The following is a 26,955-nucleotide window of genomic DNA, read 5'->3' as shown; positions in this document are numbered from 1 at the left end:
GTGTCTTTCAGTTGGCGGGGCGCTTGTGGAAGCCGAGGAAGCCGGCGGTGAACAGGCCGGCGGCGTACAGCGCCAGGATCAGCAGGTTCGGCCACAGCGCTGCGAAGCCGGCGCCCTTGAGGAAGCAGCCCATGGCGATCTCGGCGTAGTACATGCCGGGCAGCAGATGGGCGATCACGGCGGCGATGGCCGACAGCGACGGGATCGGAATGATCATGCCGGAGTAGAGCACCGCCGGCACCACGGTGACGATGGCGGTGCCGACCATCGCCGCCACCTGGGTGTTGACCAGCACCGACACCAGCAGGCCGATGCCGGTGGTGCAGACCACGTACAGCACGGTGGAGACGGCGAACAGCAGCGGGTCGCCCTTGAACGGCGCGTCGAACAGGAACAGCGCCATCAAGGTCAGCAGCACGCCGTTGATGATGGAGATGCCGACATACGGCGTCAGCTTGCCGACCAGATACTCGCCGCGCGACAGCGTGGAGGCGTAGACGTTGTAGATGGCGCCGGACTCCTTTTCACGCACCACGCCGAGCGCGGTGAGGAAGGGCGGCGACAGCATCAGGATCACCATGATCAGCTTGGGCGCGATCGACCAGATGCTCTTGACCTCCTGGTTGTACAGGTAGCGCGTCTCCAACCGCACCGGTTGCAGCAGGTTGCGCACCTCGGCCGGCGGCACGCCGCGCGCGGCGCCGAGCCAGTTGGACAGCTGGTCCAGCGTCATGGCGGCGTTGATGGCGGTGACGTAGCCCTTGGTGGTCAGGGCGCGGAAGGGGAAGGTGCCGTCGATCCAGGTCTGCACCTCGGCCGGGTGGCCGCTGGCCAGGCGCTGGCCGAACTGCGGCGGGATGATGACCACCGCGCGCAGGGTGTTGTTGACCACCAGCTTGCGCAGCGGCTCCTCCTGCGTGGCGTAGCCATAGAACTGGAAGTAGCGCGAGTCGGTGAAGCGGTGGGCGTATTCGCGCGACTGGGCGCTCTGGTCGTGGTCGATGATGGCCAGCGGGATGTGCTCGACGTCGAGCGACAGGCCGTAGCCGAACAACAGCATCAACAGCGAGGGGACGACGAAGGCGAGGGCGAAGAACAGCCGGTCGCGCACGATCTCGCGCCATTCCTTGTAGGCGACTACGGTGATGCGGCGCAGGTTCATGCCGGTGCTCCCTGTTTGACCACGGCCGGCGCCGGTGCCGCCTTGGCCTTGTTGTTCTGGTCCTGCTCTTCGAGCTTGGTGACCAGGTGGACGAACACGTCCTCCATCGACAGGCGGCGCGGCGTGACGGCGTCGACCTGCAGGCCGTGCGTGGCCAGCAGCGCTTGCAGGCGCGGCAGCTCGTTTTGCGGATCGGGCAACAGCAGGTGGACGCGGGCGCCGAACAGCGCGGCCTGGCCCAGCTGTTCCTGGCGCAGCATGTCGATCACCGGCTGCGGCGTGGCGGTGGCCAGCTCGTACAGCTTGCCGCCGTCCTTCTCGACGTCGGCCTTGAGTTGTTCCGGCGAGGCGTCGGCCACCACGCGGCCGGCGTACATCAGGGCGATGTGGTCGCAGTGCTCGGCCTCGGACATGTAGTGGGTGGTCACCAGGATGGTCACCTTGTCCTCGCGCGACAGGCGGTACAGGATGTCCCAGAAGGCGCGGCGGCCGACCGGGTCGACGCCGGAGGTGGGCTCGTCGAGGAACAGCACCTGCGGCCGGTGCAGCAGGGCGCAGCCGAGCGCCAGGCGCTGGCGCAGGCCCATCGGCAGGCTGGCCGCCAGCGCGTTGGCGAAGGGATGCAGGCTGGCCATTTGCAGCACCCATTCGATGCGCTCGGCCATTTTGGCGTAGGGCACGGCGTAGATGCCGGCGTACAGGCGGATGTTCTCCATCACCGTCAGGTCGAGGTAGAGCGAGAAGGCCTGCGACATGTAGCCGATGCGTTCGCGGATCTGCCGGCCGGCGCTGCTCATGTCGGCGCCGGCGACGCGGCCGCGCCCGTCGCTGGGGCGCAGGATGCCGGTCAACATTTTGATGACGGTGCTTTTGCCGGCACCGTTGGCGCCGAGCAGGCCGAAGATCTCGCCCTGCGGCACGCGGAAGCTGACCGCGTCGGCCGCTTTGAAGGCGCCGAAAGTGCGGGTCAGCGACTCGGCCTCGATGGCCAGCGTGGCGGCGGCGCCGTCGGCCGTGGCCGGCGCGGCGGACACGGCCGTCGCTGCCGCTGCCGCTGCCGCTGCCGCTGCTGCTGCTGCCGCTGCCGCTGCCGCTGCCGCTGCCGCTGCTGCTGCTGCCGCTGCCGCTGCCGCTGCCGCTGCCGCTGCTGCTGCTGCCGCCGGCTTGGTCGCGCCGGCCGCGCCGCTGGCGGCCTTGTCTTGGCCGTCCTTGGCCTGCTGTTGGCGCAGCAGGGCGATGAACACGTCCTCCAGCTCCGGCTCGAGCATTTCGCAGGCCTCGTGCGGCAGGTCGCCCAGCGTCTGGTCGACGCGGGCCACGGCCTCGCCGGCGTCCTCGCCGTCGACGAAGACGCGCAGCTCGCGGCCCAGCGCCTCGGTCTGCGGGAACTCGCGCTGCAGGCGTTCCAGCGCCATGGCCTGCTGCTGGTCGACGGCGCTGCGCACGATGCAGCCGGCGCTGAGCGCGCGCATCTGGTCGGGCGTGCCGCTGGCCAGCACGCGGCCCTCGTGCATCATGGAGACGCGGTGGAAGCGGCTGGCCTCGTCCATGTAGGCGGTGGAGACCAGCGCGGTGGTGCCGTTCTCGGCCAGCAGGCGGTCGAGGATGGCCCAGAACTCGCGCCGTGAGACCGGGTCGACGCCGGTGGTCGGCTCGTCGAGGATGACCAGCTTGGGCTGGTGGATCAGGGTGCAGACCAGGCCCAGCTTCTGCTTCATGCCGCCCGACAGGTTCTTCATCGGCCGGTCGCGGAAGGCCTCCAGCCGGGTGCTGCGCAGCAGCGACTCCTTGCGTTGACTGAGTTCGTCGGCGCCGAGCAGGCGCAGGCCGCCGAAGTAGTCGATGTTCTCCTCGACCGACAAGTCGCCGTACAGGTTCTGTCCCAGGCCCTGCGGCATGAGGCCGATGCGGTCCTTGATGCGCTCGCAGGCGCGCTCGGAGTCGAGCCGCACGCCGAACACGTCGAGCGTGCCGCTGTCGAAGCTGAGGATGCCGGCCACCGACTTGAGCAGGCTGCTCTTGCCGGCGCCGTCCGGGCCGATCAGGCCGTAGATCTCGCCGGCGCGCACCTCCAGGTCGACCGCGTCGACGGCCGTGACGGCGCCGTAGCGCTTGCCCAGGCCGCGCGCCCGCACCAGCAGGTCGCTAGTGGCGGCGCCGCTTACCACGTCGGCTTCTGCCAGGCGACGTTTTGATCCCAGCGGATCACCGCGTCGGCCGGCAGGCCCGGGGTCAGGCGGTGCTGCGGATTGGCCTGGATCGCCAGCTTGACGGCGTACACCAGCTTGACGCGCTCGTCGGCGGTTTGCACCTCCTTCGGCGTGAACTCGGCGCGCGAGGCGATGTAGCTGACCTTGGCGTCATACGCCTGGTCGGGCTGCGAGTCGATATACAGGCGCACCGGCAGGCCCAGCTTGACCTTGCCGATCAACGCCTCCGGCACGTAGACCTTCAGGTGCAGCGCGTCCAGGTTGGCCAGTTCGGCCACGGCGCTGCCGGCCTGGATCACCTCGCCCGGCTCGCGCAGGCGCGACACCACCACGCCGGCGGCCGGCGCCTTGATCAACTGGTCGGCGTTGACCGAGGCCGCCTCGGCGACGGCGGCGGCGGCGCGCTCGCGCTGGGCGCGCAGGGCGGCCAACTCCTGCTCCTTGGCGACGATCTTGTCGCCGCCGAGGGCGGCGCCGCTGCTGCCCTGGCGTGCCCGCACCAGCGTCTCGCGCGCGGCGGCAACGTCGTTCTGCGCCACGTGCCAGGCCAGTTCGGCCTGTTCGGCGCGGTGCTTCTCGATGCTGCCGTGTTCGAACAGCTCGCGGTGGCGGCGCGCGTCCAGCGCGGCCTGCGCCTCGACGGAACTAGCCTTGCTGAGCACCGCCTGCGCCTGGCTGACGCCGGCGTCGGCCGAGCTCTGGTTCAGCGGCACCTCGCGGCGCGCGATGGCCAGGCCGCTCTCGCCGGCCTTCAGCTGCGCGTCGAGCGCGTTGAGGGCCTGGCGCGCCTGCTCCAGGCGGCTGGCGATCTGCGCGTCGTCGAGTTGGGCGATGCTGGCGCCGGCGGCCACGTTGTCGCCCTCGCGCACCATGATGGCGGCGATCTTGCCGGGGAATTTGCTGGCGGCGACGATGCGGTCGGCCTCGATGCGGCCGGTGGCGGCGATCAGGCCGTCCGGCAGGCGGCGCGCGTGCGCCATGTAGTAGACGACGCCGCCGGCGATGGCCAGCAGCACCACGGCGATGACGGCCGGGCCAAGGTATTTGCGCTTATCGGACATGGATCAGCTTTCGAAGGGAATAGGGGGATGGATTACAGGCGGCCGCTGGCGTACTGCAGGCGCAGCTGGGCCAGGGCGCGGTCGTAGAAGGCGTTGTCGCGGTTGGCGTAGGCGCCCATGCGGCGCGTTTCGGCGTCGAGCACCTCGCTGTTGGGCGCCAGGCCGGCGCGGTAGCGCTCGCGCGACAGGTCCAGCGTCTCGTCGGCCTGGGCCAGCGCGGCGCGCGCCACCTCGATGCGGGCGGCGGCCTCCTGAAGGCGTAGCCAGGACTGGCGCACCTGCAGCTCGATCTTGTCGGCGGCCTCGGCGCGCAGCTCGGCTACGGCCTGGGCGTTGGCGCCCAGTTGGGCCGCCTCGCGCTTGACCAGGCCGCCGTCGAACAAGTCCCACTTCATGGCCACGCCGATCCACCAGCCCTTGTCCTCGACCAGGTAGCGGTTCTGCAGCTTGCCCCAGCCGCCGGACACGCCGACCTGCGGCGCGCGCTGCGCGGCCACGCTGGCCGACTGGCGGCGCAGCGCGGTTTCCTGCGCGGTCAATTGGCCCAGCTCGCTGCGCTGGCCACGGCCGGCGGCGATCAGGGCGGCCAGGTCGGGGCCGCCGGGGTTGGCGTCGTTCAGCTCGGCCAGGTCCACGCTCTGGTCCTGGGCGCGGCCGAGCAGGCGGTTGTAGGCGGCACCGGCCAGCGCCACGCCGTTGGCGCCCTGCAGCGCCTGTTGGCGCGCGTCGGCCAGGGCCACCTGGGCGGCCAGCAGGTCGTGGCGGGCGGCGTAGCCCTGCTTGAACAGCTGGCCGACGTCGTCGGCGTGGCGCTCGATCGACTTGACGTGACTGACGGCCACCGCGTTCAGGCGCTGCGCGCGCAGCACGCCGACGTAGGCCTCGGCGACGGCCAGCTTGAGTTCGTTGCGGCCCATCTGGCTGGCGGCGCGGGCGGCGTCCGTCATCGCGCCGGCGGCGGCGATGCCGTTGCTGATGCGTCCGGCGGTAAACAACGGTGCGCTGAAACTTACGCCGGCCGAGTAGGATTCATCTTGGGCGAAGGGCAGGCCGTTCAGGTGCAGCGCCGGGATGTTGATGGCGGCGGCCGGCTCCGACTGCAGGCGGGTGTAGCCGGCGTTCAGGTTGACCGTCGGCAGGCGGCGCGCCTCGGCGGCGGCCAGGCCGTGGCGGGCCGCCTCCTCGCGCTGGCCGGCGGCGGCCAGGCCGTGGTCGACCTGCAGCGCGTTGGCCCAGGCCTGCTCCATCGTTTCGGCTGCCATGCTGCGGCCGCACAATGCGAGTATTAAGCAGGCCAAACCGACCTGGCAGCCCTTGCGAGGCTGTATATTCTTGTTTTTCATGGATACCGTATTGGTGGGTATTGATGCAGCGCAGTGTAAAGGAGGGGTCATCGGAGTGTATTTGATCTAGATCAAATACAGGAGGGTTCGCCAATTGTCATAATGAAAATCAAATCCACTGGAGTGAAGCCGAAAATGAACGATATGAGTCCGTTGCGCGCACCTTCCGCCACCACCACTACCAACGCCAACGCCAACGCCGAGAGCGCCGTCGCCGTCGCGCTGGCGCCGCTCGCCAAACCCCTGTGCTACCTGGCCGACGAGGTCGGGCCGGCCAACCAGCTCGACCTGATGTTGCAGAGCGCGATCGCCAAGATGACCGGCGGCGTCTCGCCGATCGCCATGTCGCTGGCCTTCCAGGACTGGTTGATGCACCTGGCCGTCTCGCCCGGCAAGCAGCTCGAACTGGTCGAGCTGGCCAAGCGCCAGGCGCTCAACTGGGTGCCCAACGGCGACGCCAGGGCCGAAGCCGAGGCCCACGCCGACACCCGCTTCAAGGGACAAGACTGGAGCAACTGGCCGTTCAGCGCCATGTCGCGCTCCTTCGTCAACGCCCAGCAGTTCTGGCAGCATGCCACCAGCGGCGTGCGCGGCGTCGAGCCGCACCACAGCGACGTGGTCAACTTCACCGCGCGCCAGCTGCTCGACATCTACTCGCCGTCCAACTACTTCTGGACCAATCCCGAGGTGCTGCAGCAGGCCGTCGCCAGCAAGGGGCAGAGCGTGCTGGCCGGCTGGACCAACTACATGCAGGACATCTCCGGAAAAAAGGCGCTGAAGGACGACAACCCGGCCTACCTGGTCGGCCGCGACGTCGCCATCACGCCCGGCAAGGTGGTCTACCGCAACGAGCTGGTCGAGCTGATCCAGTATTCGCCGCAGACGCCGGGCGTCTACCTTGAGCCGGTGCTGATCGTGCCGTCGTGGATCATGAAGTACTACATCCTCGACCTGTCGCCGCACAACTCGCTGGTGCGCTACCTGGTCGAGCAGGGCCACACGGTGTTCATGGTCTCCTGGCGCAACCCCGGCAGCGCCGACCGCGACCTGGGCATGGACGACTACCTGCGCTGCGGCGTCATGTATCCACTGCAGGAGGTCGACCGCATCTGCGGCGGCGTGCCGGTGCACGCCGCCGGTTACTGCCTGGGCGGCACCCTGCTGGCCATCGGCGCGGCGGCGATCGGCTCGGGCCGCCACGGCGAGCCGGCCAAGCTGGCCTCGGTGACGCTGCTGGCGGCGCAGACCGACTTCACCGACCCCGGCGAGCTGGGCCTGTTCATCGACGACAGCGAGCTGGCCTTCCTCGACGCCGTGATGTGGAAGAACGGCTACCTGGACGGCACGCAGATGGCCGGCTCCTTCCAGCTGCTCAACTCGCGCGACCTGGTGTGGTCGCGCATCATGCGCGAATACCTGCTCGGCCAGCGCAACGTGCCGAACGACCTGATGGCCTGGAACGCCGACACCACGCGCATGCCCTACCGCATGCACAGCGAGTATCTGAAGCACCTGTTCCTGCACAACGACCTGGCCGAGGGCCGCTACTGCGTCGACGGCAAGGCGGTCGCCGTGACCGACATCAAGGCGCCGATGTTCGTCGTCGGCACCGAGCGCGACCACGTCTCGCCGTGGCACTCGGTGTACAAGATCCACCTGCTGGCCGACACCGAGATCGACTTCGTGCTGGCCTCGGGCGGCCACAACGCCGGCATCGTCTCCGAGCCGGGCCATGCGCGGCGCAGCTACAAGGTGCAGCCGCACCGGCCGCTGGGCGCGCCCTTCATCGGCGCCGACGAGTGGATCCAGGGGGCGACCGACCAACCCGGCTCGTGGTGGCCGCACTGGCACCAGTGGCTGGCCGAGCGTTCGCAGGCCGAGCTGGTCGCGCCGCCGCCCATGGGCGCCGGCAAGGTGCTCGACGAGGCGCCCGGGCGCAACGTGCGCGAGGCATAGTAAGGGAGTCGTGGCGGCTTCGTTCTACCCCGTAACGGCAGGGGTCTGACCCCGTACGGGGTCAGACCCCGGGCATACGCCTGTGGGGTAAGGCCGCGCCGGCGGCACGCGCCAGCCGCGCAGCCCCCCGGTGACTTTCAAGGTGACAAGCAAACTCCGCCGCCAGCCCTTACAATAGGCTCAAGCATCCGTTTCGCCCTCACCTTGAAGGAGTTGCACCTTGCAGACCCGTCCGTTCATCGCCCCCATGCTGTTTGACGATCCTGCCGCCGCGTTCGAACAGGTGCGCACTATTTACGACAGCAACATCGCCTATCTGCGCGAGTGCATGCGCCGCTTCATCGCCGGCGAGGAGTTCACCGAGCATGTGCGCGCCTGCTACCCCTTCGTCCGCGTCCACACCGACACCGTGGTGCGCGCCGACTCGCGGCTGGCCTTCGGCTTCGTCGCCGGCCCCGGCACCTACGAGACCACGCTGACCCGCCCCGAGCTGTTCGCCAACTACTACGAGCAGCAGTTCCGCCTGCTGTTGAAGAACCACGGCGGCAAGCAGCAGGTGCAGCTGGAGGTGGGCACCAGCGCGCAGCCGATCCCGATCCACTTCTCCTTCGCCGAGCACGACCACATCGAGGGCAATATGAACGCCGAGCGCCGCGTGCTGATGCGCGACGTGTTCGACCTGCCCAACCTGGCGACGATGGACGACGGCATCGCCAACGGCACCCACGAGCCGGGACCGGGCGAGGCGCATCCGCTGTCGCTGTTCACCGCGCCGCGCGTCGACTACTCGCTGCAGCGGCTGCGCCACTACACCGGCACGGCGCCGGCGCACTTCCAGAAGTTCGTCCTGTTCACCAACTACCAGTTCTACATCGACGAGTTCGTCCGCCTCGGCCACGAGATCATGGCCGCGCCGTCCGCCTCGGACGACGACAAGTACATCGCCTTCATCGAACCGGGCAACCTGGTCACGCGTCGCGTCGGCCAGGCCGTCGAGCCGGGCGACGCGCACGGCGCCGCCTTGCCGCGCCTGCCGCAGATGCCCGGCTACCACCTGGTGCGCGCCGACGGCAGCGGCATCACCATGGTCAACATCGGCGTCGGCCCGGCCAATGCCAAAACCATCACCGACCACATCGCCGTGCTGCGGCCGCACGCCTGGCTGATGCTGGGCCACTGCGCCGGCCTGCGCAACACCCAGCAGCTGGGCGACTACGTGCTGGCGCACGGCTATGTGCGCGAGGACCACGTGCTCGACGAGGACCTGCCGCTGTGGGTGCCGATCCCGCCGCTGGCCGAGGTGCAGGTGGCGATCGAGGCGGCCGTCGCCGAGGTGACCCAGCTGACCGGCCACGAGCTCAAGCGCGTGATGCGCACCGGCACCGTGGCCAGCACCGACAACCGCAACTGGGAGCTGCTGCCGCAGCGCACGCCGGAGCGCCGCTTCAGCCAGAGCCGCGCCATCGCGCTCGACATGGAGAGCGCCACCATCGCCGCCAACGGCTTCCGCTTCCGCGTCCCGTATGGCACGCTGCTGTGCGTCAGCGACAAGCCGATGCACGGCGAGATCAAGCTGCCCGGCATGGCCAACCAGTTCTACCGCGACCGGGTCGACCAGCACCTGCGCATCGGCATCCGCGCCGTGGAGATGCTGCGCGCGCTGGGTGTCGACAAGCTGCACAGCCGCAAACTGCGCAGCTTCACCGAGGTGGCCTTCCAGTAGACCGTAGCGGCACCGCGCTCGCCGTCGTCGCCCGCTTCGCGCGGGCGATTTTTCTTATGCCACCTCTGGAATGGGTTCGATGTGAAGTCGCATGCCAAGTGAGTGTAAGACCTTCACGATCGTTGTAAAGCTGGGGTTGCCATCACCGGATAGTGACTTGTAGAGGCTTTCCCTGCCTAGTCCGGTATCAATTGCCAGTTGCGCCATTCCCTTGGCGCGCGCCACATTGCCGAGTGCTTTTGTGATGAAAGCCGCGTCGTCGCCGGCCTCATCAAGGCAGGCCTCAAGATAAAGGGCGATGTCCTCCTTGGTCTGAAGGTGTTCGGCGCTATCCCATTTGCTCGTTTTCAGTGCCATGATGACATCCTAATGCTCTATATTTTTCGCGCTAGGTCTTGCGCGGCTATAACGTCCTTGTCTTGGGTGGATTTGTCTCCGCCGGCCAACAAGATCACCAATTCCGTTCCTCGTATCGTGTAATAGATGCGATATCCGGGGCCGCAATCAAGCCGCATCTCGCTGACGCCGCCTCCAACTGATCTGTGGTCTCCAAAGTTTCCATCTTCAGCACGATCTATGCGCACCTGAATGCGTGCACGGGCACGGCGATCCTTCAGGTTCGCAAACCAATTTCGGAAGCGTTCTGTCTGCAGAGTATCCATAGGCCCTGAGCGTATGCTAGTATTTATTGTATCCAATGGGATACTCGGATGCTAGGAGTTTAATCAGACTGCACGCATTTGTTGAGGCGAGTGATGTCAATTTTGATATTGGAAACCGTCAAAATGTCATTGGCCTGCGTTTCGCGCGTCCACTAAGATGGCCGTCTCAGAATCAAGGGCAGTGCTCATCATGACTTTAACGACCGGCATCAGCCGCGCGCCGTTCGGCCAGTTGCCGGATGGTCGCGCCGCCAGCCTTTTCACGCTGCGCAACCGCAGCGGCATGGTCGTTGGCATCAGCGACTTCGGCGGCGTTGTCACCGCCATCCACGTGCCGGACCGCGCCGGCGTGCTAGCCAATGTCTGCCTCGGCTTCGGCGACGTCGAACCATACCGCACGGTGTCGCCGTTCTTTGGTGCGCTGATCGGCCGCTACGGCAACCGCATCGCCAACGGCCGCTTCAACTTGGACGGCGTGGCGCACCAGCTCGATATCAACGACGGCGCCAACCACCTGCACGGCGGCGCGCTGGGCTTCCATCGCGTGCTGTGGCAGGCGAGCGTGGCCGCCGACGACTCGGCGCTGACGCTGCGCTACCACAGCCCGCACGGCGAGCAGGGCTACCCCGGCGCGCTGGACGTGACGGTGCGCTACGCGCTTGGCGACGACAACGAGTTGTCCATCACCTTCGACGCCGTCTGCGACCGCGCCACGCCGGTCAACCTGACCAACCACGCCTACTTCAACCTGGCGGGGCGGGATGATATTCTCGGCCACGAGCTGATGATTGCGGCCGACAGCTACACCGCCGTCGATGCGGCGCTGATACCGACCGGCGCGCAGCCGCCGGTGGCCAGCACGCCGTTCGACTTCCGCCTGCCGCAGGCGATCGGCGCGCGCATCGCCGCCGACCACCAGCAGCTGCGCAACGGCGCCGGCTACGACCACAACTTCGCGCTGAACCAGCCGGCGCCGGGCGCGCGCATGCTGGCTGCGCGTGTGCGCGAGCCGTCCTCCGGCCGGGTGCTGGAGGTGTTCAGCGACCAGCCCTGCCTGCAGTTCTACAGCGGTAATTTCCTCGACGGCAGCCTGGGCGCCGGCAGCCAATTCGCCTACCGGGGCGCTTTCTGCCTGGAGCCGCAGCATTTCCCCGACTCGCCAAACCGGCCGCACTTGCCCACCACCATCCTGCGCCCCGGCCAGCGCTACCACAGCGAAATGGGCTACCGCTTCTCCATCGCCGAGTGATGCAGCTGCCGTGAAGCCAAGGTGCCGGCGACTCCAAAACCACCCCGAGGCAAAGAGCCAGGGTCAGACCCTCAGGGTCTGACCCTAGATTTTGGCCGGTGGGTTTTCTTAATTGATACCGATTTTGATATCACTATCGAGAAATAATTCATTGGAAAGTTATCGCGGCAGATCTTAGTATTCCCACATCGCGGCGCTGCCTGCTCGCCTGGCCGGCGCCCTCAAGAACAACCAGGAGGAATGCATGTCGGAGACAAAAAAGGTGGCCCTGCGCTCGGCCGAGTGGTTCGGCACCCAGGACAAGAACGGTTTCATGTACCGCAGTTGGATGAAGAACCAGGGCATACCCGACCACGAGTTCCAGGGCAAGCCGATCATCGGCATCTGCAACACCTGGTCCGAGCTGACCCCCTGCAACGCCCACTTCCGCCAACTGGCCGAACACGTCAAGCGCGGCATCCTCGAGGCCGGCGGCTTCCCGGTCGAGTTCCCGGTGTTCTCCAACGGCGAATCGAACCTGCGGCCGACCGCCATGCTGACCCGCAATCTGGCTAGCATGGACGTCGAGGAGTCGATCCGTGGCAATCCGATGGATGCCGTGGTGCTGCTGGTCGGCTGCGACAAGACCACGCCGGCGCTGTTGATGGGCGCGGCCAGCGTCGACATTCCTACCATCGTCGTCAGCGGCGGGCCGATGTTGAACGGTAAGCTGGACGGCAAGAACATCGGCTCCGGCACCGCCGTCTGGCAACTGCACGAGCAGGTCAAGGCCGGCACCCTCACCATGCACCAGTTCATGGCGGCCGAATCGGGCCATTCGCGCTCGGCCGGCACCTGCAACACCATGGGCACCGCCTCGACCATGGCCTGCATGGCCGAGGCGCTGGGCACCAGCCTGCCGCACAACGCCGCCATCCCGGCGGTCGACTCGCGCCGCTACATCCTGGCGCACATGTCGGGCATCCGCATCGTCGAGATGGTGTGGGAGGAGCTCAAGCTGTCCAAGGTGCTCAAGCGCGAGAACTTCGAGAACGCCATCCGCGTCAACGCCGCCATCGGCGGTTCGACCAACGCGGTGATCCACCTGAAGGCCATCGCCGGCCGCATCGGCGTCGAGCTGGAGCTGGAGGACTGGACCCGCGTCGGACGCGGCACGCCGACCATCGTCGACCTGATGCCGTCGGGCCGCTTCCTGATGGAGGAGTTCTACTACGCCGGCGGCCTGCCGGGCGCCATCCGCCGGCTGGGCGACGGCGGCCTGCTGCCGCATCCGGACGCGCTCACCGTCAACGGCAAGTCGCTGTGGGAGAACTGCCGCGAGGCGCCGGTCTACGACGACGAGGTGATCCGCCCGCTGGCCAAGCCGCTGCTCGCGGACGGCGGCATCTGCATCCTGCGCGGCAACCTGGCGCCGCGCGGCGCGGTGCTCAAGCCGTCCGCCGCCACGCCGGCGCTGATGCAGCATCGCGGCCGCGCCGTGGTGTTCGAGGACTTCGAGCACTACAAGAGCCGCATCGTCGACCCCGAGCTGGAGGTGGACGCCAGCTCGATTTTGGTGATGAAGAACTGCGGCCCGAAAGGCTATCCCGGCATGGCCGAGGTGGGCAATATGGGCCTGCCGCCCAAGCTGCTGGCGCAGGGCGTCACGGACATGGTGCGCATCTCCGACGCGCGCATGAGCGGCACCGCCTACGGCACCGTGGTGCTGCACGTGGCGCCCGAGGCGATGGCCGGCGGCCCGCTGGGCATCGTGCGCGACGGCGACTGGATCTCGCTCGACTGCGCCGGCGGCGCGCTGAACCTGGAGATATCCGAGGCCGAGATGGCGCGGCGCCTGGCCGCGCGCGCCGAGACGGCCGTGCCGGAAGTGCGCAGCGGCTACCAGAAGCTCTACATCGACCACGTGCTGCAGGCCGACCAGGGCTGCGACTTCGACTTTTTGGTCGGCAGTCGTGGCTCGGCGGTGCCGAAGCACTCGCATTAAATCGCCAACGCAGATCGATGCCGTACCCCGCAATGCGGCCGAAAGGGGTCTGACCCCGTACGGGGTCGGACCCCGGCGTCCGGGTTTGGGGGTAACACTCACGCTTACAAATGGAGACACCATGCTACTCATCCAATTCACCAACGCATCCGGCGCGCGCCAAGTCGGCCTGCTGGAGCAGGACCGCGTGCGCGTGGTCGACGGCTACGACAGCACCTACGGGCTGGCGCGCGAGGCCATCGCGCGCCGCGTCGGCCTGGCCGACCTGGCCGGCGCGGCGGCCGGCGCCACGGTGCTGTCCTACGCCGACATCGCCGCCGCCGGCCGCCTGCTGCCGCCGCTCGACCACCCAGACGACGCCCACTGCTTCGTCACCGGCACCGGTCTGACCCACCTGGGCAGCGCCGACACGCGCGACGCCATGCACAAGAAGATAGGCGGCGCCGTCGAGAACCTGAGCGACAGCATGAAGATGTTCCGCCTCGGCGTGGAGGGCGGCAAGCCGGCGCCGGGCGCGGCCGGCGTGCAGCCGGAGTGGTTCTACAAGGGCGACGGCTCGATCGTCGCCGCCAGCGGCCAGGCGCTGAACATGCCCGACTTCGCCCTCGACGGCGGCGAGGAGCCGGAGCTGGCCGGCCTGTACCTGATCGGCGACGACGGCCAGCCCTACCGCGTTGGCTACGCCATCGGCAACGAGTTCTCCGACCACGTCACCGAACGGCAAAACTACCTCTACCTGGCGCACTCCAAGCTGCGCGCCTGCGGCCTGGGACCGGCGCTGCTGGTCGGCGAGGCGCCGGCCAGTGTCGAGGGCGTCTCGCGCATCATCGACGCGCAGGGCAGGGTGCGTTGGGAAAAACCCTTCTTCAGCGGCGAGCAGAACATGTCGCACACCATCGCCAACCTGGAGCACCACCACTTCAAATACCCGCTGTTCCGCCGCGCCGGCGACGTGCACATCCACTTCTTCGGCACCGCCACCCTGAGCGTTGCCGACAACATCGTGGTGCGGCCCGGCGAGACCTTCGAGATCGAGGCGCCGCAGTTCGGCCCGGCGCTGCGCAACACGCTGGCCGTGTACGCGACCGAAGTGGCGAAGGTGAAGACCTTATGATGATCACCGGCGAAGCCCTGATCGGCGGCCTGGCCGTCAAAGGCAGCGAGGGCGGCCAGCGCGCCTTCAACCCGGCCACCCTGCAATACCTGGAGCCGGAGTTCCACACCGTCGGCGCGGCGCAGATCGACCTGGCCTGCCGCCTGGCCGGCGCCGCCTTCGACAGCTACCGCGCCACCAGCGACGAGCAGCGCGCCGCCTTCCTCGACGCCATCGGCGAGCAGATCATGGAACTGGGCGAGGCGCTGCTCGAGCGGGTGATGGCTGAGACGGGCCTGCCGCGCGCCCGCGTCGAGGGCGAGCGCGGTCGCACCGTCGGCCAGCTCCAGCTGTTCGCCAATCTGCTGCGCGAGGGTTCGTGGAGCGACCTGCGCATCGACCCGGCGCTGCCGCAACGCCAACCGCCCCGGCCCGATCTGCGCATGCGCCTGATCGGCGTGGGGCCGGTGGCGGTTTTCGCCGCCAGTAACTTCCCGCTGGCGTTCTCGGTGGCCGGCGGCGACACCGCCTCGGCGCTGGCGGCCGGCTGCCCGGTGGTGCTCAAGGCGCACTGGGCGCACCCCGGCACGTCCGAGCTGGTCGGCCGCGCCATCGTCAAGGCGGCGGCTATCTGCGGCATGCCGGCCGGCGTGTTCGCGCTGCTGAGCGGCAGCGGCAACACCTTCGGCGCGGCGCTGGTGGCCCATCCGGCGATCCAGGCGGTCGGCTTCACCGGCTCGCGCGGCGGCGGCACGGCGCTGATGGCGGTGGCGGCGGCGCGGCCGCAGCCGATCCCGGTGTACGCCGAAATGAGCAGCATTAATCCGGTGTTCCTGCTGCCGCAGGCGCTGGCCGCGCGCGCCGAGGAGATCGCCGCCGGCTTCGCCGCCTCGCTGACGATGGGCGTGGGCCAGCTGTGCACCAATCCGGGCCTGGTGTTGGCGCTGGACGGGCCGGACCTGGAGCGCTTCAAACAGGCCGCCGCGCTGGCGCTGGAGGGCGGCGCCGCCGGCACCATGCTCACTCCCGGGATCGCCGAGAACTTCCTCGGCGGGGTACACAGGCTGGCCGACCACGCCGACGTGGCCACGCTGGCGCTGGCGCCGCAGCAGGGCGGCAAGGGCGCGCCCGCGCTGTTCTCCACCAGCGGCGCGGCCTTCCTGGCGCGCCAGGAGCTGGCCGAGGAGGTGTTCGGCCCGGCCTCGCTGGTGGTCGCCTGCCGCGACCTTGCCGAGCTGCGCCAGGTGGCCGAGAGTCTGGAGGGGCAGTTGACCGCCACCCTGCAGCTGGAGCCGGGCGACTACGACGCGGCGCGCGGGCTGCTGCCGGTGCTGGAGCGCAGGGTCGGCCGCATTTTGGCCAACGGCTTCCCGACCGGCGTCGAGGTGTGCAACGCGATGGTCCACGGCGGCCCGTTCCCGGCCACCTCGGACGGCCGCAGCACCTCGGTCGGCACGGCCGCCATCGCCCGCTTCCTGCGGCCGGTGTGCTACCAGAACCTGCCCGAGGCCCTGCTGCCGGCCGCGCTGCGGGATGATAAGCTGGCGGGCGCTTGGCGCCGCGTCGAGGGCGAGCTGACCTGCGAGTAGCTGGTTCTTCATGGAATAGCGAGACGCTGGCCTTACCCAAAGCAAAAGGGGTCAGACCCCGTACGGGGTCTGACCCCGCGGCGCATCGGGGTGCGGGGTAAAAACAATTTAAACCATTCGGAGACTGTATGAACCAACTAGCCACATTCGCCAGCCTGCGCGGCAAGCGCGTCTTCATCACCGGCGGCGGCAGCGGCATCGGCGAGGCTTTGGTGGCCTCGTTCGCCGCCCAGGGCGCGCTGGTGGCCTTTGTCGACATCGTCGAGCAGGCCAGCGAGACGCTGTGCCGCCGCCTGGCCGACGCCGGCCATCCGCCGCCGCGCTTCCGCCGCTGCGACATCGCCGACATCCCGGCGCTGCAGGCCACCATGGCCGAGCTGGCCGGCGAGATCGGCGACTTCGACATCCTCGTCAACAACGCGGCCAACGACCAGCGCCACCAGACCGAGGAGGTCACGCTGGAGTACTGGAACGAGCGCATCGCCATCAACCAGCGGCCGATGTTCTTCACCTGCCAGGCGGTGCTGGAGGGGATGAAGCGGCGCGGCGGCGGCGCCATCGTCAACGTCAGCTCGATCTCCTGGCACGCCAAGGGCGCCGGCTATCCGGTCTACGCCACCGCCAAGGCGGCCGTGGTGGGCCTGACGCGCGGCCTGGCGCGCGAGTTTGGCGCCCACGGCATCCGCGTCAACACGGTCACGCCGGGCTGGGTCATGACGCAGCGCCAGATCGACCTGTGGGTCGACGAGGCGGCCGAGCTGGAGATCAAGCGGAACCAGTGCCTGCCGACCAAGCTGATGCCGCAGCATATCGCCTCGATGGTGATGTTCCTCGCCTCTGACGACGGTGCCATGTGCAGCGCGCAGGAGTTCATCGTCGACGCCGGCTGGGTGTGAGCCGGCTAAACGGGCTTCAGCCGATATTGAAATCGATATCGAATTGGCTAAAAATGTGATTGGATAGATATTTGTCTTTCTCTTACCATTGTTTTACCAATACGGCCGACACAGGCCGAGCGGCACGCCGGGCGATCCCGCACGGCGGCCATGGAAAATAATCGGAGACAGACATGACCATCCACCGCAGAACCGTGCTCGCCGCCGCCGCTTTGGCCGCCTTCGCCGCCCTGGGCGCCAGCCCGTCGGCCTTCGCCGCCAAGCCGCTGGTGATCGGCTTTTCCCAGGTCGGCGCCGAGAGCGAATGGCGCACCGCCAACACCGTCTCGATCAAGGACGCCGCCAAGCAGGCCGGCGTCACCCTGAAGTTCGCCGACGCCCAGCAGAAGCAGGAGAACCAGGTCAAGGCGATCCGCTCCTTCATCGCGCAGAAGGTCGACGTGATCGCCTTCTCGCCGGTGGTCGAATCGGGCTGGGACACGGTGCTGCGCGAAGCCAAGGCGGCGAAGATTCCGGTGGTGCTGACCGACCGCGCCGTCAACGTCAGCGACACTTCTCTGTACGTCACCTTCATCGGCTCCGACTTCGTCGAGGAGGGGCGCCGCGCCGGCAAGTGGCTGCTGGAGCGCGCCGCCAAAACGCCGGACGCCAACCTCAACATCGTCGAGCTGCAGGGCACCGTCGGCTCGGCGCCGGCGATCGACCGCAAGAAGGGCTTCGAGGAGGTCATCGCCGCCAATCCCAGGCTGAAGGTGATCCGCTCGCAGACCGGCGACTTCACCCGCGCCAAGGGCAAGGAGGTGATGGAGGCCTTCCTCAAGGCCGAGGGCAAGAAGATCAACGTGCTGTACGCGCACAACGACGACATGGCCATCGGCGCCATCCAGGCGATCGAGGAGGCCGGCCTCAAGCCGGGCACCGACATCGTGGTGATCTCCATCGATGGCGTCAAGGGCGCCTTCGAGGCGATGATCGCCGGGAAGCTCAACGTGACGGTGGAGTGCAGCCCGCTGCTCGGCCCGCAGCTGATGCAGATCGCCCGCGACGTGGTGGCCGGCAAGCCGGTGCCGAAGCGGATCACCACGGTGGAGGGCGTGTTCCCGGCCGAGGTGGCGGCGAAGGAATTCCCGAACCGGAAGTACTGAGCGCTGCGACGACACCACCATCATGAGTATTCCAGCGCACGCCGCTGGTTCCACACCGCGCGCGCCGCAAGCCGCGCCGGTGCTGGAGCTGCGCGGCATTTGCAAGCAGTTCCCCGGCGTGAAGGCGCTCAGCGACGTCGGCCTGCGCCTGTTCCCCGGCGAGGTGCACACCTTGATGGGGCAGAATGGCGCCGGCAAGTCGACGCTGATCAAGGTGCTGACCGGCGTCTACACGCCGGACCGGGGCCAGATCCTGCTCGACGGCGCGGTGATCCGGCCGGCTTCCACGCTGGAGGCCCAGCGGCTGGGCATCAGCACGGTCTACCAGGAGGTCAACCTGTGCCCCAATCTGTCGGTGGCGGAGAACATCTTCATCGGCCGTTATCCGCGCCGCTTCGGCCGCATCGACTGGCAGGCCATGCGCTCGCAGGCCGCCGCGCTGCTGGAGCGCATGGGCATCCGCATCGACGTGGCGGCGCCGCTGGCGCGCTATCCGCTGGCGATCCAGCAGATGGTGGCGATCTCGCGCGCCCTCAACGTGCGGGCGCGCGTGCTGATCCTCGACGAGCCGACCTCCAGCCTGGACGAGAGCGAGGTGGCGTTGCTGTTCGGCGTGCTGCGCCAGTTGCGCGCCGACGGCATGGCGATCCTCTTCGTCACCCACTTCCTTGAGCAGACCTACGCCATCTCCGACCGCATCACGGTGATGCGCAACGGCGAGCGGGAAGGGGAGTACGCCTGCGCCGAGCTGTCGCGGCTGGCGCTGGTCAACAAGATGGTCGGCGCGCCGGACCACCACGGCGCCGACGAGGCGCGGCCGGGCGCGGAGTTGGACGCGGCGCTCGACGTCGGTCTGCTGGCGCGGGCGCATGCGCACGCGCCGGCGCGCCAGCCGGCCTTTCTGCTGGCGCGCGGCCTGGGCCGCAAGGGCGCGCTGGCGCCGCTCGACCTGGATATTCACCCCGGCGAGCTGCTCGGCCTGTGCGGCCTGCTCGGCTCCGGCCGCACCGAGGCGGCGCGGCTGCTGTTCGGCGCCGACAAGGCCGACAGCGGCGCCATCGCCATCGACGGCAAGCCGCGCGCCATCGCCTCGCCACGCGACGCCATCGCCGCCGGCATCGGCTTCTGCTCGGAGGACCGCAAGCACGAGGGCGCGGTGCTGGAGCTGTCGGTGCGCGAGAACATCATCCTGGCGCTGCAGGCGCGCGGCGGCCTGCTGCGCGCCATTCCGATGCGCCACCAGCAGGCGCTGGCCGAGGAGTATGTGCGTGCGCTGGGCATCAAGACGGCCAGCGTCGAGACGCCGATCGGCAGCCTATCCGGCGGCAACCAGCAGAAGGTGCTGCTGGCGCGCTGGCTGGCCACGGCGCCGAGGATGTTGATCCTCGACGAGCCGACCCGTGGCATCGACGTGCGCGCCAAGCAGGAGATCATGGACTACGTGGCCGCGCTGTGCCGCAAGGGCATGGCCATTCTGTTCATTTCGTCGGAGCTGAGCGAGGTGCTGCGCTGTAGCGACCGCATGCTGGTGCTGCGCGACCGCAAGGCCTGCGGCGAGTTTGCTCGCGGCGAGCTGGACGAACATTCGGTGCTGCAGGTGATCGCGGCGGGAGAGAGCTGTGCTTAGGACCATTCCATTCACCCCAACCATCGGCCTGCCCATGTTCGTGCGCCACCCGCTGTTCCGGCCGCTGGCCGCGCTGGCCCTGCTGTTGCTGGTCGACCTGCTGCTGATTCCCGGCTTCTTCCATCTGGAGGTGAAGGACGGCCACCTGTACGGCAGCCTGATCGACATCGTCAACCGCGCCGCGCCGCTGATGCTGGCGGCGCTCGGCATGACCTTGGTGATCGCCACACGCGGCATCGACATCTCGGTCGGCGCCGTGGTGGCCATTTCCGGCACGGTGGCGGCGATGCTGGTCGGCGGCGGCATGGTGATCAACCACGGCGTGCCGGAATACGTCAGCCGCGTGCCGATGGCCTGGGCGCTGGCCGCCGCGCTCGGCGCGGCCCTGCTATGCGGCGCCTGGAACGGCCTGCTGGTTGCCGGCCTGGGCTTGCAGCCCATCGTCGCCACGCTGATATTGATGGTGGCCGGGCGCGGCCTGGCCCAGCTGATGACGGACGGGCAGATCGTCACCGTCTACTACCAGCCTTACTTCTTCATCGGCGGCGGCTACCTGCTCGGCCTGCCGTTCGCGCTGTACATCGTCGGCGCCGTGTTCCTGGCCACCGCGCTGCTGATGCGGCGCACCGCGCTGGGCTTGTTCATCCAGACGGTCGGCATCAATCCGGTGGCGGCGCGGCTGGCCGGCGTGCGCACCGCCGTGCTGATCTTCCTGGTGTATGTGTTCTGCAGCGCCTGCGCCGGCCTGGCCGGCTTGATGATCAGCGCGAACATCAAAAGCGCCGACGCCAACAACGCCGGCCTGCTGCTCGAACTCGACGCCATCCTCGCCGTGACCCTGGGCGGTACTTCGCTGGGCGGCGGCAAATTCAGCCTGGTCGGCAGCGTCGTCGGCGCGTTGATCATCCAAACGCTGACCTACACCATCTACTCGCTCGGCCTGGCGCCGGAGGTCAACATGGTGGTCAAGTCGGCGGTGGTGTTCCTGGTCTGCCTGTCGCAGTCGGCCGAATTCAAGACCATGTGGGGCCGCCTGCGGGCGCGGGCGCTGCACAGCAAACAAGGTGGCACAGTATGAACACGATGCGCATGAACCCGATCCAAGTCCGTTGGCGCGCGCTGCTCGCCTCTCCCTACTTTACCTCGCTGGTGACGGTGGCGCTGCTGGCGGTGCTGTTGGCGGCCGGCGGCGCCTCCTATCCGGGCTTCCTGTCCTTGCAGGTGCTGTTCAACCTGTTGATCGACAACGCCTTTTTGCTGGTGATCGCGGTCGGCATCAGCTTTGTGATTCTGTCCGGCGGCATCGACCTGTCGGTCGGCTCGGTGCTGGCGCTGAGCACGATGGTGGCGGCCTGGCTGCTGCAGGTGTGGCATCTGCCGCCGCTGCTGGTGATCGCGGTGGTGCTGCTGCTCGGCGCCGGTTTCGGCGCGGCGATGGGCGCGCTGATCCACTACTTCAAGCTGCAGCCCTTCATCGTCACGCTGGCCGGCATGTTCCTGGCGCGCGGCCTGTGCTACCTGATCAGCGTCAGCTCGATCACCATCACCGATCCGCTGTTCGTGGCGATGTCGCAGACCCAGTTGGCGGTGCCGGGCGGCTTCGTCTCGCCGGGCGTGCTGATCGCGCTGCTGACGCTGGCGCTGGCCATCTACATGGGCCACTACACGCCGTTCGGCCGGGCGCTGTACGCGGTGGGCGGCAACGAGCAGTCGGCGCTGATGATGGGCCTGGCCGTCGGCCGCAGCAAGGTGCTGGTGTACGCCTTCAGCGGCGGCTGCGCGGCGCTGGGCGGGGTGCTGTTCTCGTTCTACATGCTGTCCGGCTACGGCCTGCACGCGCAGGGCGCGGAGCTGGACGCCATCGCGGCGGTGGTGATCGGCGGCACCTTGCTCAGCGGCGGCTACGGCTATGTGGCGGGGGCCTTGTCCGGCGTGCTGGTGCTGGGCACGATACAGACCTTGATCGCCTTCGATGGCACGCTCAGTTCGTGGTGGACCAAGATCGTCATCGGCGGGCTGCTGTTCGTGTTCTGCGTGGTGCAGCGCTTGATGGGGCGCGCCGCCGCGTAGGGTGATATCGAAATTAATCGAATATGGATAGAATCAATACAGATTATGATATCATTTCTCCCATGGATACCAACCCGAACTGGTTTTTACGCGCCCGCCTGAAGACGCGGCAACTGCTGTTGTTGATCGCGCTCGACGAGCAACGCAACATCCACCGCGCCGCCGAGGAGTTGCACATGACGCAGCCGGCCGCGTCCAAGCAGCTCAAGGACTTGGAGGAGATGCTCGACGTGCAGTTGTTCGAGCGCCTGCCGCGCGGCATGGAGCCGACCATCTACGGCGAGACGATGATACGCCACGCCCGCATGGCGCTGACCAGCCTGTCGCTGGCGCACGACGACATCGTCGCCATCAAGTCCGGCCTGGCCGGGCAGGTCGAGATCGGCACCATCATGACGCCGGGCATGGCGCTGCTGCCGCGCGCCTTGTCGCAGGTCAAGCAGACCGCGCCGCGCCTGCGCATCGGCGTGCAGATGGAGCAGAGCAACATCCTGCTGGAGCAGCTGCGCCGTGGCCGGCTCGACTTCATGATCGGCCGCATCCCCGAGCGCGACGGCGCCGCCGGGCTGGGCTACGAGGAGCTGACCGACGAGCCTGCCTGCGCCGTGGTGCGGGTCGGCCATCCGCTGCTGGCCTCGGCCGATTTGCGGCTGGAGGAACTTGCCGCCCAGCCCTGGGTGCTGCCGCCGCCGGGCAGCATCCTGCGCTCGCGCTTCGAGCTGATGTTCCGCCGCGCCGGGTTGGCGGTGCCGGTCAACATCATCGACACCACCGCCGTGCTGCTGGTGACGGCGCTGCTGCAGCAGACCGACGCGCTGAACGTGATGCCTATCGCGGTGGCGCGCTACTACGCCTCGCTCAATGTGCTGAGCATCCTGCCGATCGAGCTGCCCTGCCGCATGGACGCCTTCGGCATCATCACCGTCGACGGCCACCTGCTCTCGCCCGGCGCCCAGCTGCTGTTACAGACGGTGCGCCGGGTGGCGCAGGAAATCTATTAGTTGGCGGTAGGCCGCTGGTCGGCCTTGTCCCGGTTCAGCTCGTGTCCGAATGTCGGCACTGACCCCGGGGTTTCGCGCGGCGTCAGCCGGCGAGCAATTGCGGCGCCTGGTCGGCGTACTCGTGCCACAAGGTTTCGAACTGCGCCAGCGGCAGCGGGCGGCCGAACAAATAGCCCTGGTAGTGCAGGCAGCCGACGTGGGCCAGCTGCTGGCGCTGGTCGGCGCTTTCGACGCCCTCGGCGATGACGTCGAGGTTCAGGCTGTGCGCCATCGCCGTGATGGTGCGCACGATGGCTTGGTCGCTGTTGTCGCTGGCCAGGTCGCGCACGAAGGACTGGTCGATCTTCAACTGGTCGAGCGGCAGCTGCTTGAGGTACTGCAGCGAGGAGTAGCCGGTGCCGAAGTCGTCGAGCGAGATGCGCACGCCGATGGCCTTCAGCTCGGTCATGCTGGCCACCGTGTCGCTGATGTTCTCCAACAGGATGCCCTCGGTCAGCTCGAGCTTGAGCAGGGAAGGGTTGATCTCGTGGCGCTGCACGGCGGCGTACACCTGGGCGCCGAAGTCGGCCTGGCGGAACTGGCGCGCGCTGACGTTGACGGCCAGCGACAGCTTGCTGGTGCGCGGGTCCTGCGACCACAGCTGCAACTGGGCGCAGGCCGTTTCGATCACCCATTTGCCGATCGGCAGGATCATGCCGGTCTCCTCGGCCAGCGGGATGAACTTGGCCGGCGAGATGAAGCTGCCGTCCGGCTGGATCCAGCGCAGCAGCGCCTCGGCGCCGGTGGGGCGCTGCTCGGAGTCGACCTGGATCTGGTAGTACAGCTCGAACTGCTGCTGCTCGAAGGCGCCGCGCAGCTCGCTCTCGAGCGCGGCGCGGGCGCTGATGGCGTCCTGCATCTTCTGGTCGAAGAAGCGTAGCGCGTTGCGGCCGGCCTTCTTGGCCTGGTACATGGCGATGTCGGCCTGCATCAGCAGCTCGTCGGGCGCCTGCTCGTGGTTGTGGAACAGCGTCGCGCCGATGCTCGGGCTGCTGCGCACGGTGTGCGCGCCGAGCTGGTAGGGCAGGTTCAGCGAGGCGAGGATCTTGTTGCCCAGCGTTTCGGTGTGGGCGGCGGCGCCGACGGCGTGGTCGCTCATGCCCTCGGCCAGCACGACGAACTCGTCGCCGCCCAGGCGCGCCACGGTGTCGCCGTGGCGCAGGCAGTCGTGCAGCCGTTTGGCGACCTGCTGCAGCAGCTGGTCGCCGATGTTGTGGCCGAGCGTGTCGTTGAGGGTCTTGAAGTTGTCCAGGTCGAGGAACATCAGCGCGCTGTACTTGCCGGTGGCGGCGGTGCTGGCCAGCACCTGGCGCAGGCGGTCGAGCAGCAGGCGGCGGTTGGGCAGCCGGGTCAGCGGGTCGTAGAAGGCGAGGTTCTTGATCTCGTCGCTGGCCGCCTTGCTCAGGGTGATGTCGGTCAGCGAGGCGACGTAGTTGGTGACGCTGCCGTCGCGCTCCTTGACGGCGGTGATGTTGAGGCGCTCGGGATACACCTCGCCGTTCTTGCGGCGGTTCCAGATCTCGCCCTCCCAGCTGCCGTGGCGGCGGATGGCGTCCCACATGTCGGTGTAGAAGGCGGCGTCGTGGCGGCCCGAGTTGAGCACCTTGGGCGACTGGCCGATGATCTCGCTGCGGCTATAGCCGGTGATCGTGCAGAAGGCTTTGTTGACCTGCAGGATGTGGCCGCGGGCGTCGGTCACCATCATGCCCTCGGGCGACTCGAAGGCGATGGCGGCGATGCGCAGGTTGGCCTCGCTCTGGCGCCGCTCGGTGATGTCGCGGTGGGTGACGACGGCGCCGCGCCAGTCGTATTCGAGCGGCGTGGCGGTCATGCTGTACCAGCGTTGCTGGTGCGCCGTGTGGCAGGGGTATTCCATGCTGAAGGACGGCAGTTTGCCGTCGAGCACGGCGCGGATGCCGGCGCAGGCGTCGGCGGCGCCGGTGGTGGCGCCGGCCAGACCGGCGTCGCAGCCGCTCAGGTAGTTGCTGCCCAGCGCGGCGTGGCCGGGGATGGGGGTGCTCAGCGCGGCGTTGTCGTCGGCGAAGCGGCGCCAGGCGGCGTTGACGGAGACGATGCGGCCCTGTTGGTCGAGCACGGCGATCTGTTCGGGTAGGCCGTCGAGCACGGCGCAGGCGAAGGGCTGGCAACCGTCGATGGTGATGCCGGCGCCGCCGTCGCATTGCGGCCGGGCGGCCGGCGCGGCCGCCGCCGGCTGGTCGAGCAGTTCGCAGTGGGCCAGTTGCGGCGCGGCGCAGGACGCCGCGCAGGACGCCGGATGGTTGGCGTGCGTGGCGTCGCAGGTGTTGCCGCGGGCGTTGGCGGCGTTGCTAGGCGGTGACGCGGGTGGGTGCGCAGCGGGCCCTTCCGGGGGAGGGCTGGGCAGGTCTTTCATGGCCGACTTCCTGGGTGTTCTATAGTTGCCGTCAAGCATAATGACATAGAACAATAAAAAACTTGATTTAGATCAAAATGCGGCCAATGCAGCGGAAACTACCTAGTCTAAATGAGGATTGCAAATGACAAGTGACTAGGCAAATGGTATGACTGACAAGCTTATCGGCCGCGCGGCGGGGCGGCGGCGAAGGAGGCGAAGGTGTCGAGCAGCACGCGGGCGCGGAAGGGCTTGAGGATCAGGCGGTGGACTTGTCGGGTTTGCAACTGTTTGAGCAGGGCGCAGGTGGCGTGTTCGACCATGATGGCGATGGGGATGTCGGGCGCGCTGGCGGACTGGCCGCCGCGCACCTGGTCGAGCAGGCTCAGGTCGAAGCAGTCGGCCGCGCCGTCGGCGCAGTCGATGGCGAAGACGGCGCCGTCGAAGGCGTGGGCCTGCAGCAGGCGGCGGGCGACGGCGCCGCTGGCGGCCTCGTGGATGGTGCCCATGCCGAGCGAGCGGGCGGTCAGCGCGACGGTCTGGCGCAGCAGCGCCTCCGGCTCGACCAGCAGCATCTGCGCGCCGGCGTGTGGTCGCTCGGGCGGGCGCTCAGACATGCCCGGCCCCGGCCGGCCGGCCCAGTTCCTGCACCAGCAGGTCGCGCAGGCTGCGCAGGATGGCCAGGTCGATGGCGCCGAACTGGCGCGGTTGGCTGTCCATCACGCACAGGGTGCCGACGGTGTTGCCGCAGGGGAGGGTCAGCGGCGCGCCGGCGTAGAAGCGCACATGGGGCGGGCCGCCGACCAGCGGGTTGTCGGCGAAGCGGGCGTCGGCCAGGGCGTCGGGGATCAGCAGCACGTCGGACCCGGCGATGGCGTGGCCGCAGAAGGAGATGTCGCGCGCCGTCTCGCACACCGGCATGCCGACGCGGGCCATGAACCATTGGCGGTTCTGGTCGACCAGGCTGATGGTGGCGATGGGCATGTCGAACTCGGCGGCGGCGAACTGCACCACCTTGTCGAAGCGCTGTTGCGGCGGCGTGTCGAGGATCAGCAGGCGGTGCAGGGCGGCCAGGCGTTCGGCGTCGTTGGCGGGGATGGGGGCGGCGAGCATGACAGGGAGGCGGCGGGCGGCGGGCGGTGCCGGCGAGGGTGGCGTTGGCAAACACTGTAGCAGAAGCGGCGCCGGCCGCGGTGGTTTTGCCGGCGCGCTCAGCGAAACAGCTTGGCGGGCGGTTCCAGCCGCAGCTTCAGGCTGGACTCGGCGAACTCGCCGTCCCGGCGGTGGTAGTAGACGGCGCCGTTCATGTCGACCAGCACCACCTCGGTGGCGCCGGCGGCCAGGTAGGCGCCGATCTTGACGCCGATCGCCTTGTGGCGGTTGCCCGGCGACAGCACCTCGACCACCAGCGGCGGGCAGCTGGACATGGTTCGGGTGTTCAGCGCCTCGGCCCAGCGTTCCTCGGGCAGCCAGGCGACGTCGGGCACGCGCACGCCGGCGCGGGTGCTGATGGCCAGGTTGGGGTAGGCTTGGCCGCCAAGTTGTTCGCGCAGTTGTTGCTGGACCCAGGCGACGACGGACTGGTGCCGGTTGTGGGGCAATGGGCTCACGATGACCTCTCCGTACTCGGATAGTTCATAGAAATCGGGGCTGTTCGGATCCTCGCCCAGCTCCTCCCACAATGCGGACAGAGCGGCCGGGCTCAGGGGTTCAGATTTTTCAATGCTGGTATGCATGGCGGGCCTCTCAAAAATGCAGCAAGCAGATGCCAGTA

22 protein-coding genes are annotated in these 26,955 nt (G+C 68.2%); 12 read left to right on the top strand and 10 right to left on the bottom strand.

The features are described 5' to 3' along the window. Positions 1–7: 7 nt before the first annotated feature. From BM252_RS04460 to BM252_RS04445, 4 genes are read right to left on the bottom strand one after another with little or no spacing between them, the layout of a single operon-like run. On the bottom strand, positions 8–1,162 hold the full coding sequence (locus BM252_RS04460; RefSeq protein WP_093384144.1) for an ABC transporter permease: 1,155 nt from the start codon (positions 1,160–1,162) through the stop codon (positions 8–10). Continuing rightward, positions 1,159–3,330, bottom strand: coding sequence for an ATP-binding cassette domain-containing protein (locus BM252_RS31580; protein ID WP_245774082.1), 2,172 nt, complete (start codon positions 3,328–3,330; stop codon positions 1,159–1,161). The genes BM252_RS04460 and BM252_RS31580 overlap by 4 nt, the downstream gene beginning before the upstream one ends. Beyond that, the gene (locus BM252_RS04450) at positions 3,324–4,433 is read right to left on the bottom strand and encodes an HlyD family secretion protein (protein WP_093384141.1); all 1,110 of its coding nucleotides are present in this window, start codon (positions 4,431–4,433) and stop codon (positions 3,324–3,326) included. Before BM252_RS04450 ends, BM252_RS31580 begins: the two co-directional genes overlap by 7 nt. A 32-nt stretch (positions 4,434–4,465) precedes the next feature. Beyond that, positions 4,466–5,695, bottom strand: a complete 1,230-nt coding sequence (locus tag BM252_RS04445; RefSeq protein ID WP_174900411.1) for a TolC family protein — start codon at positions 5,693–5,695, stop codon at positions 4,466–4,468. A 216-nt stretch (positions 5,696–5,911) separates the two neighbouring features. On the opposite strand from BM252_RS04445, the gene BM252_RS04440 reads away from it, so the two are divergent. Then, a complete protein-coding gene (locus BM252_RS04440; protein ID WP_245774081.1) occupies positions 5,912–7,732 on the top strand; it encodes a PHA/PHB synthase family protein in 1,821 nt (606 codons plus the stop codon). Positions 7,733–7,979: 247 nt separating this feature from the next. Beyond that, entirely contained in the window at positions 7,980–9,455 is a 1,476-nt protein-coding gene (locus BM252_RS04435; RefSeq protein ID WP_093384135.1) for an AMP nucleosidase, read from the top strand. 54 nt (positions 9,456–9,509) lie between these two features. Here BM252_RS04435 and BM252_RS04430 read toward each other — a convergent pair whose 3' ends face one another. Both BM252_RS04430 and BM252_RS04425 read right to left on the bottom strand, forming a co-directional pair. Continuing rightward, the gene (locus BM252_RS04430) at positions 9,510–9,812 is read right to left on the bottom strand and encodes an addiction module antidote protein (RefSeq protein WP_093384132.1); all 303 of its coding nucleotides are present in this window, start codon (positions 9,810–9,812) and stop codon (positions 9,510–9,512) included. A gap of 17 nt (positions 9,813–9,829) precedes the next feature. Continuing rightward, the gene (locus BM252_RS04425; RefSeq protein WP_093384129.1) at positions 9,830–10,117 is read right to left on the bottom strand and encodes a type II toxin-antitoxin system RelE/ParE family toxin; all 288 of its coding nucleotides are present in this window, start codon (positions 10,115–10,117) and stop codon (positions 9,830–9,832) included. A gap of 190 nt (positions 10,118–10,307) precedes the next feature. Between BM252_RS04425 and BM252_RS04420 the strand changes: the two genes are divergently transcribed. From BM252_RS04420 to BM252_RS04375, 10 genes are all read left to right on the top strand, one after another. Next, the gene (locus tag BM252_RS04420; RefSeq protein WP_093384274.1) at positions 10,308–11,366 is read left to right on the top strand and encodes an aldose epimerase family protein; all 1,059 of its coding nucleotides are present in this window, start codon (positions 10,308–10,310) and stop codon (positions 11,364–11,366) included. A 244-nt stretch (positions 11,367–11,610) separates the two neighbouring features. Further along, positions 11,611–13,350: an IlvD/Edd family dehydratase gene (locus BM252_RS04415; RefSeq protein WP_093384126.1), complete on the top strand. Its 1,740-nt coding sequence runs from the start codon at positions 11,611–11,613 to the stop codon at positions 13,348–13,350. A 121-nt stretch (positions 13,351–13,471) separates the two neighbouring features. Further along, positions 13,472–14,464 (top strand): AraD1 family protein, encoded by a 993-nt coding sequence (araD1, locus tag BM252_RS04410; protein WP_093384124.1) that lies wholly within the window; start codon positions 13,472–13,474, stop codon positions 14,462–14,464. Further along, positions 14,461–16,032 (top strand): aldehyde dehydrogenase (NADP(+)), encoded by a 1,572-nt coding sequence (locus tag BM252_RS04405; RefSeq protein WP_093384122.1) that lies wholly within the window; start codon positions 14,461–14,463, stop codon positions 16,030–16,032. The genes araD1 and BM252_RS04405 overlap by 4 nt, the downstream gene beginning before the upstream one ends. A 128-nt stretch (positions 16,033–16,160) precedes the next feature. Next, positions 16,161–16,928, top strand: coding sequence for an SDR family NAD(P)-dependent oxidoreductase (locus tag BM252_RS04400; protein ID WP_093384120.1), 768 nt, complete (start codon positions 16,161–16,163; stop codon positions 16,926–16,928). Between the two features lie 173 nt (positions 16,929–17,101). Next, positions 17,102–18,073, top strand: a complete 972-nt coding sequence (locus tag BM252_RS04395) for an ABC transporter substrate-binding protein (protein WP_093384118.1) — start codon at positions 17,102–17,104, stop codon at positions 18,071–18,073. Positions 18,074–18,095: 22 nt separating this feature from the next. Next, a complete protein-coding gene (locus tag BM252_RS04390) occupies positions 18,096–19,700 on the top strand; it encodes a sugar ABC transporter ATP-binding protein (RefSeq protein ID WP_093384116.1) in 1,605 nt (534 codons plus the stop codon). 34 nt (positions 19,701–19,734) lie between these two features. Further along, entirely contained in the window at positions 19,735–20,778 is a 1,044-nt protein-coding gene (locus BM252_RS04385; protein ID WP_093384113.1) for an ABC transporter permease, read from the top strand. After that, the gene (gene yjfF / locus BM252_RS04380; protein ID WP_245774080.1) at positions 20,775–21,770 is read left to right on the top strand and encodes a galactofuranose ABC transporter, permease protein YjfF; all 996 of its coding nucleotides are present in this window, start codon (positions 20,775–20,777) and stop codon (positions 21,768–21,770) included. Before BM252_RS04385 ends, yjfF begins: the two co-directional genes overlap by 4 nt. A gap of 62 nt (positions 21,771–21,832) precedes the next feature. After that, a complete protein-coding gene (locus tag BM252_RS04375; protein WP_093384111.1) occupies positions 21,833–22,771 on the top strand; it encodes a LysR family transcriptional regulator in 939 nt (312 codons plus the stop codon). Positions 22,772–22,853: 82 nt separating this feature from the next. On the opposite strand, the gene BM252_RS04370 is transcribed toward BM252_RS04375, so the two are convergent. The 4 genes from BM252_RS04370 to BM252_RS04355 all read right to left on the bottom strand — a co-directional run bounded on the left by BM252_RS04370 (position 22,854) and on the right by BM252_RS04355 (position 26,917). Next, the gene (locus BM252_RS04370) at positions 22,854–25,202 is read right to left on the bottom strand and encodes a putative bifunctional diguanylate cyclase/phosphodiesterase (RefSeq protein ID WP_093384107.1); all 2,349 of its coding nucleotides are present in this window, start codon (positions 25,200–25,202) and stop codon (positions 22,854–22,856) included. Positions 25,203–25,363: 161 nt separating this feature from the next. Beyond that, complete coding sequence (locus BM252_RS04365; protein WP_245774079.1) at positions 25,364–25,798, bottom strand: response regulator; 435 nt, start codon at positions 25,796–25,798, stop codon at positions 25,364–25,366. After that, entirely contained in the window at positions 25,791–26,294 is a 504-nt protein-coding gene (locus tag BM252_RS04360; RefSeq protein WP_093384102.1) for a GAF domain-containing protein, read from the bottom strand. The genes BM252_RS04365 and BM252_RS04360 overlap by 8 nt, the downstream gene beginning before the upstream one ends. A gap of 98 nt (positions 26,295–26,392) precedes the next feature. Next, positions 26,393–26,917, bottom strand: coding sequence for a Uma2 family endonuclease (locus tag BM252_RS04355; protein WP_093384099.1), 525 nt, complete (start codon positions 26,915–26,917; stop codon positions 26,393–26,395). Positions 26,918–26,955 lie beyond the last annotated feature (38 nt).

This window comes from Rugamonas rubra (assembly GCF_900114705.1).
In the GTDB taxonomy this organism is placed as follows: Bacteria; Pseudomonadota; Gammaproteobacteria; order Burkholderiales; family Burkholderiaceae_D; genus Rugamonas; species Rugamonas rubra.
Note: the sequence above shows the minus strand (reverse complement) of the source record. Positions and strands in the feature narration are given on the sequence as shown.

Bases quoted from the DNA above. Each gene is read 5' to 3' on its own strand.
- BM252_RS04395 (WP_093384118.1), top strand. From the start codon at position 17,102: ATGACCATCCACCGCAGAACCGTGCTCGCCGCCGCCGCTTTGGCCGCC.
- araD1 (WP_093384124.1), top strand. From the start codon at position 13,472: ATGCTACTCATCCAATTCACCAACGCATCCGGCGCGCGCCAAGTCGGC.
- BM252_RS04425 (WP_093384129.1), bottom strand. From the start codon at position 10,117: ATGGATACTCTGCAGACAGAACGCTTCCGAAATTGGTTTGCGAACCTG.
- BM252_RS04430 (WP_093384132.1), bottom strand. From the start codon at position 9,812: ATGGCACTGAAAACGAGCAAATGGGATAGCGCCGAACACCTTCAGACC.
- BM252_RS04365 (WP_245774079.1), bottom strand. From the start codon at position 25,798: ATGTCTGAGCGCCCGCCCGAGCGACCACACGCCGGCGCGCAGATGCTG.
- BM252_RS04450 (WP_093384141.1), bottom strand. From the start codon at position 4,433: ATGTCCGATAAGCGCAAATACCTTGGCCCGGCCGTCATCGCCGTGGTG.
- BM252_RS04385 (WP_093384113.1), top strand. From the start codon at position 19,735: ATGTTCGTGCGCCACCCGCTGTTCCGGCCGCTGGCCGCGCTGGCCCTG.
- BM252_RS04460 (WP_093384144.1), bottom strand. From the start codon at position 1,162: ATGAACCTGCGCCGCATCACCGTAGTCGCCTACAAGGAATGGCGCGAG.
- BM252_RS04370 (WP_093384107.1), bottom strand. From the start codon at position 25,202: ATGAAAGACCTGCCCAGCCCTCCCCCGGAAGGGCCCGCTGCGCACCCA.
- BM252_RS04355 (WP_093384099.1), bottom strand. From the start codon at position 26,917: ATGCATACCAGCATTGAAAAATCTGAACCCCTGAGCCCGGCCGCTCTG.
- BM252_RS04375 (WP_093384111.1), top strand. From the start codon at position 21,833: ATGGATACCAACCCGAACTGGTTTTTACGCGCCCGCCTGAAGACGCGG.
- BM252_RS04360 (WP_093384102.1), bottom strand. From the start codon at position 26,294: ATGCTCGCCGCCCCCATCCCCGCCAACGACGCCGAACGCCTGGCCGCC.
- BM252_RS04405 (WP_093384122.1), top strand. From the start codon at position 14,461: ATGATGATCACCGGCGAAGCCCTGATCGGCGGCCTGGCCGTCAAAGGC.
- BM252_RS04445 (WP_174900411.1), bottom strand. From the start codon at position 5,695: ATGGCAGCCGAAACGATGGAGCAGGCCTGGGCCAACGCGCTGCAGGTC.
- BM252_RS04400 (WP_093384120.1), top strand. From the start codon at position 16,161: ATGAACCAACTAGCCACATTCGCCAGCCTGCGCGGCAAGCGCGTCTTC.
- BM252_RS04415 (WP_093384126.1), top strand. From the start codon at position 11,611: ATGTCGGAGACAAAAAAGGTGGCCCTGCGCTCGGCCGAGTGGTTCGGC.
- BM252_RS04390 (WP_093384116.1), top strand. From the start codon at position 18,096: ATGAGTATTCCAGCGCACGCCGCTGGTTCCACACCGCGCGCGCCGCAA.
- BM252_RS04440 (WP_245774081.1), top strand. From the start codon at position 5,912: ATGAACGATATGAGTCCGTTGCGCGCACCTTCCGCCACCACCACTACC.
- yjfF (WP_245774080.1), top strand. From the start codon at position 20,775: ATGAACACGATGCGCATGAACCCGATCCAAGTCCGTTGGCGCGCGCTG.
- BM252_RS04420 (WP_093384274.1), top strand. From the start codon at position 10,308: ATGACTTTAACGACCGGCATCAGCCGCGCGCCGTTCGGCCAGTTGCCG.
- BM252_RS04435 (WP_093384135.1), top strand. From the start codon at position 7,980: ATGCTGTTTGACGATCCTGCCGCCGCGTTCGAACAGGTGCGCACTATT.